5 protein-coding genes are annotated in these 10,470 nt (G+C 56.4%); 2 read left to right on the plus strand and 3 right to left on the minus strand.

All coding sequences use genetic code 11. The annotated features are described in order from the left end of the window. Positions 1-54: 54 nt before the first annotated feature. Both Q6L55_06770 and Q6L55_06775 read left to right on the plus strand, forming a co-directional pair. A complete protein-coding gene (locus Q6L55_06770; GenBank protein MEN9258411.1) occupies positions 55-906 on the plus strand; it encodes a hypothetical protein in 852 nt (283 codons plus the stop codon). Continuing rightward, the gene (locus tag Q6L55_06775; GenBank protein ID MEN9258412.1) at positions 890-7,093 is read left to right on the plus strand and encodes a DEAD/DEAH box helicase; all 6,204 of its coding nucleotides are present in this window, start codon (positions 890-892) and stop codon (positions 7,091-7,093) included. The genes Q6L55_06770 and Q6L55_06775 overlap by 17 nt, the downstream gene beginning before the upstream one ends. Here Q6L55_06775 and Q6L55_06780 read toward each other — a convergent pair. From Q6L55_06780 to pgeF, 3 genes are all read right to left on the minus strand, one after another. Beyond that, the gene (locus Q6L55_06780; GenBank protein ID MEN9258413.1) at positions 7,079-8,371 is read right to left on the minus strand and encodes a glutamyl-tRNA reductase; all 1,293 of its coding nucleotides are present in this window, start codon (positions 8,369-8,371) and stop codon (positions 7,079-7,081) included. The two genes, Q6L55_06775 and Q6L55_06780, sit on opposite strands and share 15 nt — an antisense overlap. An 11-nt stretch (positions 8,372-8,382) precedes the next feature. Further along, positions 8,383-9,393: a class II fructose-bisphosphatase gene (gene glpX, locus Q6L55_06785; GenBank protein ID MEN9258414.1), complete on the minus strand. Its 1,011-nt coding sequence runs from the start codon at positions 9,391-9,393 to the stop codon at positions 8,383-8,385. Between the two features lie 129 nt (positions 9,394-9,522). Beyond that, complete coding sequence (gene pgeF / locus Q6L55_06790) at positions 9,523-10,230, minus strand: peptidoglycan editing factor PgeF (GenBank protein MEN9258415.1); 708 nt, start codon at positions 10,228-10,230, stop codon at positions 9,523-9,525. Positions 10,231-10,470: the final 240 nt, after the last annotated feature.

Here is a 10,470-nt window from a genome sequence, read left to right on the forward strand (position 1 = left end):
TCTAGAAAAATCATCACACTTTTGAGTCAGTGCCGTCATCCGGTCAGGCCTGCTTTGCCAGTTGCCTTGCGCCGGGTGGAGATTGTCCATGCTCTGTGCCGGTGCCTGGCGCCTGGTCAGCCGGATGAACAATTCGCCGCTACCGTCCATGGGGCCTTGCGCGAACTGAAGCTGTTGGGGGAGGTTTTGGAGGGCATCAACAACTATTACTGCATAGCGCCGCCTACAGTCCTGGCTGTTGGTCCAGATAGGTTAGCTGGATATGCGGAGTTTCGGGGGGATCGGGCTTATCTGCCCCTAGCGCACCAGATTCTGCAAACCAGCAACCCTGGCGAAGAAAAATTGCTGCCGCGCCTAGAGGACCTGCAGCAGGCCAAAGTCGAGCTAAACCGGCGTTGCATTCGCTTGGTGACGTTGCAGGAGTTGATAGAGCAATTGCCCTTGCCGAGTAAACCCCAGCTATGGGAAAGCCAGGTGCTTACGGAACCACCGGCAGGCGGTCGGCTTTGGCGATACATTCCTGGGCAGTGCAACCAAAGGGACCGCTGGCAGCCCTTAGCTCAGGAGGACTTGACCCCTGAGAGTCTGGTTAAGAGGGACGGGGGCAAAGAAGAAGCCTATTTTTGGTTTGAAGACGGGAGATGGTATTCCCTGACCAAGGACAAGGCTATTTACACCATGTTCTATCTAGACCGCCGGGATAAACATCCCTTGTCCATTCAGCTAAAGGCAGACGGCCAACTCGATGTGCGTCACGTTTATCTACCGGAAGCCTACTACCACTGGTGCGAGAGACATTTGCAGAGGCTAGACCGAGGTATTTACGGCGTTGAGCAGCACAAGACTAGACTGGTGAAAATGCTTTTTGAGCGGTTGGGGTGTGTTTACCATGAGCCACTATCTTGACCCGGTGGCCGTTATCGAAAAGACCCGGGATGATTTGGTTCGTTATCTATTGACGGCCTATCCCTTGCGGGATGAGCAGTTGCGGCAGCAACTCAGGGCAGAGCTAGAAAAACCCGGCAACATCTGGCAGGTTCCCTATCTGGAGGGGACGCAACCCTACCGCCCTTCCCTCACCTTGCGTCAACTGACGGCCCAAGGCGTTTTACACCCCAACATCCTCCACTTTTTCCACCCAGATCGACCCCTTTACCACCATCAGGTGGCTGCCATCGAGGCTGTGGTAGCCCGGCAGGAAAACATTGTCGTGGCCACCGGGACCGGCTCCGGTAAAACGGAATGCTTTCTCATTCCCCTAATCGACACCCTGCTCAAAGAAGGTATGGCCCTCCAACACAGCGGTGTCCGGGCCCTCATTCTATACCCCATGAATGCGCTGGTCAATGACCAAATCAAACGCCTGCGCGCCATCTTGTGTCATCAACCGGGGACGGACGCGCTGATTAAATTTGGGTTTTACACCAGCCGCACCGGTCACAAGGCCCAAGAGGCTGTGGCTCAACTTTTTGATGAATTGGCAGCCTACAGCGACGAGGAACTTTTGCAATTAATTGCCCCCGAAAGGTGCAGTGAGGCCCAGGCCCTGCTGGCGGATGGCCATCGCGATGAAGTCGTTACACAAGCGGTGCAAAACCTACGAAACGTGCAGTGTCTTTCCCGGGAGGACATCCAATCTTCGCCACCCCATATCTTGGTGACGAATTACTCCATGTTGGAGTACATGCTCATTCGTCCCAGGGAGCGTCAGGCCATTTTTGAGCGCTCGCGGGGCTACTTTCGCCTGCTGGTGCTGGATGAGGCGCATACCTACGATGGTTCGGTGGGCACGGAGGTGGCCATGCTGCTTAATCGGCTGAAATATGCCGTGGGGATAGAGACGGCAGGGCAATTGCGCTGTATCGCGACCAGTGCCACCTTGGGTGACCCGACCGCTGATGCCCAAATCCAACAGTTTGCCCAGGATTTATTCGGTGAACCTTGCCAGCGTGTCATTCGGGGCGAACGGGTATCGGTTCAAGAAAGACTGGGACCAACCTATCCGTTGCCTGATCACCTGCAGGGGGAAGAGGCCTATGAGTACTTTTGTGCCTTGCAATTGCCGGATATCCATGCCGACTTGGCTGCCTGGGAAAAGGAACTGAGTGACATTGTGCCCCAAGCACAACTGGCCCAGGCCAAACAGCAGGTCCAACAGTTAACCCCGCCCGAACAAATCCACCGTTTTCTTTGGTATGCCCTGAAGTCCCATCCCCTGTTTCAGCGGGTCATTGAGCTATTGGCTACAGGACCAAGACCTTGGGAGGAAGTTGCTGCTTTACTTTGGACGGCTCACTCCGGTTTAGATGGCACGATTGCGGAGAGCCAAAAACGGCACATGCAGCAAGCGCTGGCCCATCTGTTGCAATTAGGGACTCTGGCACGGGAATCACCAGACCAGCTGCCGTTGCTGCCTGTGCGCCTGCATCTGTTGTTTCGCAACATGGATGGTCTTTACGCCTGCATCAACCCCCAGTGTTCTGGTGTAGAAAACCATCCCCGGCGACGCTACGGCAAACTTTATCTCCACACCAAAGACGTTTGTGACTACTGTCAATCACCGGTGCTGGAATTAGCCAGTTGTCGTAAATGTGGACAGGTTTACAGTTTGGTGCGCCTGGATCAGCAAGGGAGACTTTTACCTTTGCCATCTACACTGGAGGCCCTGGAAGCCGATCGGTCTATTTATGTGTTGAGCACCGGGTTGGACAGTGTCACGTTGGAGGAGGAGGTCGAAGAGGAAGAAACCCCAACGACGGGGTGGTGTTTACTCACGCAACGGGATGGTTGGCTGGGCATGGTCGGGCGTGAGAGGCCTAATGATTTAGGTCCCTCCAGATACTACTGTCTGCATTGGCACGTACCACCCCACCGTCAAAAAAACGAAGGGGGGTACTTACTGCGCTGTCCGGCTTGTTCTGCCAGTCGGCGACAGACATCACCCATTAGTCGTTTTATTTCCTACACCGACGCCCCCTTGGAGGTGATGATTGATAGTCTCTTTGCCCTGATGCCGGAAACACGCCGGAAACTGCTGGTCTTTTCCGATGGACGCCAAGAGGCAGCCTTTTTTGCTTCGGACTTTCAGCGCACCCACACCGAAGTGCTCTATCGCCAATGCGTTTGGCGTAGTTTTCAACGGGTCAAGGATGGGCAAGGGGTTGCATCCATGCAGCAGGTGGAAAAGGCCCTGGTGGATGACTTTTTGCAAGTGTCCATTCCCCATCCGGACCGTTCCGCTGAATGGCATCACCGCAGTTATGTGCCCCGTGATCCCCTAGATGGCCCCCCGAAAAATCCAAGAGACTGTGAGGAACGGGCGCAGCGACGGGCCAGAGAAATTTTGTTGCGGGAGTTTGGCCTACCAGCAGCCCGACGCCTTTCGCTGGAGTCCCTGGGCCTGTTGGCTTGTCATCTGGATTGGTCAGGACCTGAATACCAGCATGACATTGCCGCCATTTGCCACGATGTCGAGGCTACACCAGCAGAAGTCATCGTCTTTTTGACCGCCTTAACGGACCTCATCCGGCTGTACGGCCTGGTCAGTATCGAAAAGTCTTCAGATTACTTTCCGGAGGTCGGCGGCGAGGAGGGGGGTCAGCCCAGCCTTCTTAATGAGCATGGCCGCATTAAAAAATATCTCAAATTACAGAAGATAGCCAAAGATGATAAGGAGGCGGTTTCGTTTTGCGCCTATACCGGTGGGAATCACCGTTTAATCTCCAGCGCCTTTGCCGATTACTTTGCCAAAGTTTTTGACTGCGCCGCTGATGCTGAGCAACTCAAAAAGTGGCAGATCAAGTTCTACGAATGGCTAGACCAATGGGGGGTGTTGGTTAAATATAGCAAGGGTTATCAACTGAACTGGTATCTCTTGAATATTTACGAGACGACGACGGATTGGTGTCGCTGCAACAAATGCCAGCAAATTATGCACTTACCCGGCTTTGGTCAGGTGGTGTCTAACAACCTGGGCCGATTACAGGTCAGAAAATGTCCGGTCTTTAAGTGCGATGGTTGGTTGGAACCCATTTCCATCCAGCAACTGCATGATGAGGATAATCACTACCGCTACTTGATTCAACAGCGAGATATCCTACCGTTGCGAGCGCAGGAACACACGGCGCAGTTGGAGACGGATGATTTGGCCCAGCGCGAAAGTCAGTTTCGTCGCGGTCATATCAATCTATTGAGTTGTTCCACGACCCTGGAGATGGGGATTGATATTGGTGAGCTACAGACGGTGGTGATGCGCAATTTTCCCCCCTATGCCAGCAACTATCAACAGCGAGCGGGTCGCGCGGGACGACGCACCGATGGTGTGGCCATCAGTCTGGTTTATGGTCAACGCCGTCCCCATGACCGCTATTACTTTGAACAGCCGGATCTCCTGATTGCCGGCCACCAGCAGGTACCCAAACTCGACCCCGGCAACTGGCAAATTCAAGAACGGCATATCCGCACAGAACTGTTGGCCCATTTCCTGCGCACTCAGGTGGGTAACTTCAGCGCCGAAGAAGTGACAGTCGCAGCCTTCTTCAGCCTGCCAGATAATGTTTTGGCCTTGTCTGCCAGTAGTGAGTTTCATCTGCCCGAAACCTGCTGGGCAGCTCAGTTCCGGCAATGGTTGCTTACCCATGAAGCCCAGCAACTGGCCAATTTGTGGTTATCCCGATTGGGGTATCAAGGGGGGTCAACCCAGGATTTCCTGGAGCGTTTTATCCAGGCGATGGCAGCCTTTGCCCAGCAGCAGTTGCTGGATTGGAGCAGTTTAGTGGATACCATCTTGGCCTTGGAGCAAGAGCGTAGGGAAAAACCGACAGAACGTAGCAAACTGGAACGGCGTATTGGTAGTGCTGAAGCCGAGCTTAAAAAGGTGAAGCAACGGCGTCTACATGATGAGCTAGCCCGCGCCTCCATCCTGCCGATTTATGGTTTCCCCATTGATGTTGTGCGCTTGCTGACCGGGGAACGGGATTGGCAAGGGAAAAATAAGCATCGGCTGGAGCGGGACCGGCGGATAGCTTTGAGTGAATATGCGCCTGGCCAAGAAATCATTGTTGATGACCGCATGTACGCCAGTGTTGGCATTGTTCAACCAGCCAAGTTGGAGGAGCGCTACTACTGGATTTGCCCTAATTGCAATTACTTTATCTCAGGGGTCAAGAGTGAAACATTTGAGGTCTGTCCTGTCTGCGGTGCGAAACCAAGTACTAGCCTGGCTAAAAGGAGTCGGATGTACAAAGTACCCATTGCCTTTACCACAGAATGGAGTGCCAAACCTAAAGTTATCCCTTATCTCAAACCCCGACGCCAGCCGACATCACAAGTGTTTTTGGCCCAGGAAGGTCAACAGTCCCAGTGGCTCTCCAATGATACCCAACCGTTTGAACTGATCTATAGCCGGGGGGGACGATTTTTCCTATGTAATCAGGGTTCAGACCCTAGGGGGTATGCCATTTGTCAGCTTTGTGGACGGGATTTGACGGCCCAGGTCAAGGAGCGGGGAAACCAACGCAAAAAATTGAAAACAAGGGGGGAATTTGCCGAGCAGGAAACCGCTATAAAGCACGCCAATCCGATGACAGGCCAATCCTGCACTGGTCCCTACCAATGGATGAGCCTGGGGCATGAATTTACTAGTGACTTGCTAAAAATCCGGTTCAAACCAAGGACCCCCGTCCCTCCCCTATTGGCCGTAGAGCAGGCGACGACGGGGGAAGAGGTGCTGTCGGTCAACCGGGAGGTGGATTTCTGGCGCTCGTTAACCTACGCCCTGTTGGCCGCAGCCGCTCAGGTCATTGACGTACCCCGCAGTGAATTGGATGGCTTGTTCCGCCCGTTAACCAACGCCACTGCGGAAATCATCATCTACGACAACGTTCCCGGAGGCGCCGGTTACAGTCGCAAAATTGGTGAACAATTTTCCCAGGTTTTAGAGGCGGCCTACGCTATGGTGCGCTCCTGTAGCTGTCGCCAAAGTTGCTATAGCTGTCTGCGAACCTATGGGAATCAGCCATTCCACCAGCAACTGGACCGGCATATCGTACGGGAGTTTCTCCAGCCGCTGGTTGAGCAAATTGCCCCTGACCCAGAACTGCAGGCCTTTGCTGCCGATGCCTATCGCCTCCCCTACCAGCAGGTGCTCCGGGAATGGCCCACCTACAGTCATCAGGCGTCGGCCCAGACCATCCTGTATCTCCCCCAACTGCCTTTGCCAGAACCGTTTACGCTGCCTAACCTAGAACTGCTGGTCAAGGCCCTTTACAGCCGCAACCAGTCTATGGATGTGCTGGTCGGTCAACTGCCATTACCGGTGGAGCCGTCGCACCGACTCCTGCGTAAGCGGCTCTGGCAATGGATGGACCAGGGAGTGGTGCGCCTGTACCGGCTGGCGGAACGTCGGCCCGTGGAGGTGTGCCTAAGCAGCCAAGTGCCGGAATACCGGGTGGCCCTGCGCGGGGGACTGGATGCCTCACCTTGGCTCAAAACGGTCAGTCCAGCTGGCGTGGAGACCGTGTACCAACGGTTGCAACAGCTCCGGCAACGAGCCAAACCCGTCACAGCCGCTGAACTGGAGGATAAAGATGTGGAGGTGGTCTTTCCCGACCCAACCTGGAAAAGTCTGCCCTTAGATGGGCTACGGCAGCGCCTGAAGTTCACGGACTTTTTAGCGGCTTTTCCCGTGCGGGTCATTCACTACCAGGACCGCTATTTACAAGCACAGCAGGCCCAGTACTTGATGCAGTTGCTGGCGGTATTTCTCCAGCCCCCCCTGGAAAAAATCATCTTGGAACTGGCCCAGTCCTACGAAGAGAACCGCAAAGACGACAACAGCCGTAAATACCAAGTAAAACAGGTGGTGCAAACCTATCTCCACCAAGTGGGCTTGGGGATTCCGGTGGAGGTGACGTTTTACCCCTTCTCCCAGAAAAAGGCCATCCCCCACAGGCGCCAACTGACGTTTATAGGGGAGAACGGGCAGCGACGGCAGGTGCTATTCGATAAGGGGTTGGACTTTTTGACCGAATATCCCCCCGGTCGCTACAGCGTGACGGAACCAACCTACCTTGTCTGGCTAACTCCGGGATAGGGACTCTTCCGGGTTGAGATTGAACAAGGTGTGGAGGGCTTGGAGGGCCCGCCGTCGCGCCATGAGGTCCCGCTGCGCCCGCAGTTGCACCATGGGGTCGTGCAGGATCTTGTTGACAATGCCCTTGGTGAGGGCCTCGACAATTTCCCGCTGCTTGTTGCTCAAATCCGCCCCCAAGCGAGAAAGGGCCTTTTCCAACTCCTGGGTGCGAATGGCCTCCACTTTTTCCCGCAATTGGTTTAACGTGGGCACCGTTTCCAGAGATTGCCACCACAGGTCAAAGGCTTCCAGTTCCTCCTCTAAGATGGCCTCGGCTTCTAGGACCATCTGCCGCCGCCGCTCCTGATTGCGACTGACCACCTCCCGCAAATCATCCACGTTATAGGTATGCACATGGGGCAGCTCGTTCACATCCGGGGAAACATTACGGGGCACTGAAATGTCAAACAGCATCAACGACTGCTGCGGCAACAACCAGGACTGCAACAACGCCCGGTGAATCAGCGGCTCCGTCGAGGCCGTGCTGGTGAACACCACATCCGATTCGGGAATGGTCTTGGCCAGGTCCTCCAGGGGACGGAGGTGGATTTCCGTTTCCGGGAATTGACTGGCCAGTTCGGTGGCCCGTTCCAGGGAGCGGTTGACCAGGGTTAAACGATGGATCCCTTTGGCCACCAGGTGGGTCACCAGCAACCGCGCCATTTTCCCGGCCCCCACCACCGTTATCCGCGCCCGGGACAGATGGGGCACCCGCAGGCAAGCCAGTTCCACCGCCGCCGAAGAAATGGACATCGCCCCGCTACTGATGCCCGTTTCCGCTCGCACCCGCTTGCCCGCCTCCAACGCCCCCCGCAACAGGCGGTTCAACACCGTGCCCGTGCCCTTCGCTTCTTGCCCCAACTTATGGCAGTGCTTGACCTGCGCCAGGATTTGCCCTTCCCCCAGCACCAAACTATCCAGACCAGCAGCCACCCGCAGCAAGTGCATGACCGCGTCTTGGTGTAGCAGGGTGAACAGATAAGGCCGCAACTGGGGCAGGGGAATGCCACTGTGCTCGGACAAAAAGGCCGTTACTTCCCGGATGCCGTGGTGGGTCTCACCCGTGACAAAATAAACCTCCATCCGGTTGCAGGTACACAACACCGTGGCCTCCTGGATGTGGGGATAGCTGCACAACTGCTGAATAGCCGCCACCCGCTTTTCCTCGGGAATGCTCAGTTTTTCCCGCACCTCCACCGGCGCTGTTTTGTGGCTCAAACCGACCACGGCTACGGGCATAGTTCCCTCCCTCAACGCAGTTGGATGACCTTCGGTTGCCCCGTCAGATGAATCGTATCCACAAAGCGAGCCGTCCGGGATTGGGTAGAAATCACTAGGGTGGACGTCCGCACCCCCCCACTAAAGAACCGCACCCCCTCCATAAACACCCCCGGCGTGATACCACAGGCGGCAAACAGCACCTGTTGCCCACTGGCCAGTTCCTCGGCGTCATAAACCTTATCCGGGTCGTCAATCCCCATCTCCTTCAGGCGCTGGATGTTGCCCTCGCGGGTCCATTTTTCGCTTTCCGGGGTTTGCACCACCGCCGGGTCATAGACCAGTTGTCCTTGGAAGTGCCCCCCCAAACAGCGCATGGCCGCCGCCGCAATCACCCCTTCCGGTGCCGCCCCAATCCCCATCAGGGCATGGATGTTGGTCCCGGCAAAAGCACAGCACAGGGCCGCCGATACATCCCCATCGCTGATAAGGCGTACCCGCGCCCCCGCCGCCCGGATTTCCGCAATCAGGTCCTTGTGCCGGGGCCGGTCCATCACCACCACGTTTAAGTCCTCAATCGCCCGGTCCAGACACTCTGCCAGAATCTTCAGGTTTTCAGTGGGGGTTTTGCGGATGTCCACCTTATTTTTCGCCGCCGGGGGAGCCGCCAACTTGTTCATATAAAAATCCGGCGCGGCAAACAACCCCCCCTTTTCCGCCACCGCCAGCACCGCCATGGAACCGTTTTGCCCCTTGGCCACCAAATTGGTCCCTTCGCAGGGGTCCACCGCAAGGTCAACTTCCAGCGCATCCGGTGCCCAAGTACCCACCTGCTCACCGATGTACAACATGGGGGCTTCATCCCGCTCCCCTTCGCCAATAACAATCCGGCCCCGCATGCGAATCTGGTTGAGCCGTGCCCGCATGGCCTCCACCGCCGCCTGGTCCGCCCCGTTTTTGTCCCCCTTGCCAACGTATTTAGCTGCTGCGATGGCCGCTTGCTCGACCACCTCAATTATTTCCAACCCAATCGTGCTGTCCACGACGTTCCCCTCCACGACGCTCCCCTGTTCCAGTCTACCAGGGCCAGTCAACCCCAGCAGGCGGGCGCGATGTTAAAGTTTGTGGCGGACGCATGAATAATTTTGGCAAGGGCTTGGCAGGTGTGGGCCTCATTTGCTAAGGATGCCGGACCATTGCACCCGGGTGGCGCGCTCACGGCGGTAGGAGTAAAAGTGCTGGGCGTCGGCGTAGGTGCAACAGGGGGCAATGGCGATCTGGTCCGGGGCCAGGCCCAACCCTAGCAACTGTTGTCGCTGCACCTGACGTAAATCAAGGCGCCAGCGGGTGCCATCGGGTCGCAACAGCTCCGGCTGGGTCTGCCAGTGGGCGATCACCTGGGCAACAGTAGGGGTTTGGGGAGACAACACCGTCGCGGCTAAGGCTGCCACTACATCAGTTTGGACTTGGTAGTTCGCTCCGCTAATGGCCGGTCCCAAGCCCACCCGCAGGCTACTCAATTCGCTGCCCTGGGCCAGCAATTTTTGGATCGCCGTGGGAATGATTTGGGCTGCCGTACCCCGCCAACCGGCATGGAGCGCCGCCACCTGCCCCGTCTTGACACAGCCAATCAACACCGGCACGCAATCGGCGCTACAAACCCAAACCCCCTGGCCTGCCTGGGTGGTGATGAGTCCATCGCCGGGGGTGGCGTCCGCCTCATCGGTGGCCGGCAGAACCAATCCACTGTGGATTTGGCGCAGGCGATAGTTCCTTACCTGGGGAAAAGCCGACACCCCCCGGCGCGTGCCAAATTGGTGCACCCAAGGCGCAAGCAAATCACAGGTCAGATGCGTGTCCCCATGCCAGCGCCAGCCCATACCCCTGTCCCCCCAGCCGTGCTTTATTCTAATTTCCGTCACCACTCGCCGGACGGTTCATCGGACTCGGTATCCTAGAGATAATCCGTAACTGGCATGGACGACCCATGGGTTTGACCGTTTACAACACCCGCACCCGGCGATTGGAACCCTTTGTTTCCCAGCAACCCGGCCTGGTGAAGATGTATGTGTGTGGGGTGACGGTCTATGACTATTGCCATCTGGGCCATGCCCGCAGCT

This window comes from Gloeomargarita sp. SRBZ-1_bins_9, assembly GCA_039794565.1.
Lineage (GTDB): Bacteria > Cyanobacteriota > Cyanobacteriia > Gloeomargaritales > Gloeomargaritaceae > Gloeomargarita.

What these genes read in the sequence shown, in the direction of transcription:
- Q6L55_06775 (MEN9258412.1), top strand. Translation starts at nt 890, where the DNA reads ATGAGCCACTATCTTGACCCGGTGGCCGTTATCGAAAAGACCCGGGAT.
- Q6L55_06780 (MEN9258413.1), bottom strand. Translation starts at nt 8,371, where the DNA reads ATGCCCGTAGCCGTGGTCGGTTTGAGCCACAAAACAGCGCCGGTGGAG.
- pgeF (MEN9258415.1), bottom strand. Translation starts at nt 10,230, where the DNA reads ATGGGCTGGCGCTGGCATGGGGACACGCATCTGACCTGTGATTTGCTT.